The sequence below is a fragment of the Ruegeria sp. AD11(2025) genome, from assembly GCF_056542405.1.
Window position 1 is genome coordinate 1 of the sequence record NZ_JBQFZU010000158.1, and the last position, 582, is coordinate 582.

Genomic DNA, 582 nt, shown 5'->3' on the forward strand with positions numbered 1-582 from the left:
GGCTGCGATGCCATCTTTCGCCATCTGGTGTTTAAGTTTCTCGTAAACCAGTCTTTCATGTGCCGCATGTTGATCCACGATCACCATGCCATCAGATGTCTGCGCGATAATATAGTTTTCATGCACCTGCCCGCGAGCAGCACCAAGCGGAAGGCTTTCTGTTTGCACTTCAGCTTCTTGGATAGGTGCTGGCTCAGATGCGGGAGAACTTTCTTGAACGCTGCGCTCCGGAGTGTTTCCACTCAGCTCATTGGCAAGGACTTCAAACGCGGGAGCTTGAGCCTGGAATGCCGCCGTCCGCGCCGCTTTGGATGGCCGATCCATTTGATAGACTCGGGCTGGGCCAGACCTAATTGGTTCTGGTCTCATTGCACCCAGTGTTGCATCAGAAACAGTGGTTGACGCCCTATGCCCTGCATCAGCCAGAGAATGCTTCAAAGCCGAAACGATCAATCCACGGGCCACACCGGGGTCGCGGAACCGAACCTCAGATTTCGCAGGATGAACGTTGACGTCCACCAGGGTGGGGTCGCAGTCTATGAAGAGTGCCGCAGCGGGGTGGCGATCGCGACTTAGAAAATC

At 55.0% G+C, this 582-nt stretch carries 1 pseudogene; it reads right to left on the minus strand.

Going from position 1 to position 582, the window contains the following annotated elements:
• A pseudogene (locus ACR1XY_RS24870) lies at window positions 1-582 on the minus strand (DNA mismatch repair endonuclease MutL); the annotation flags it as partial.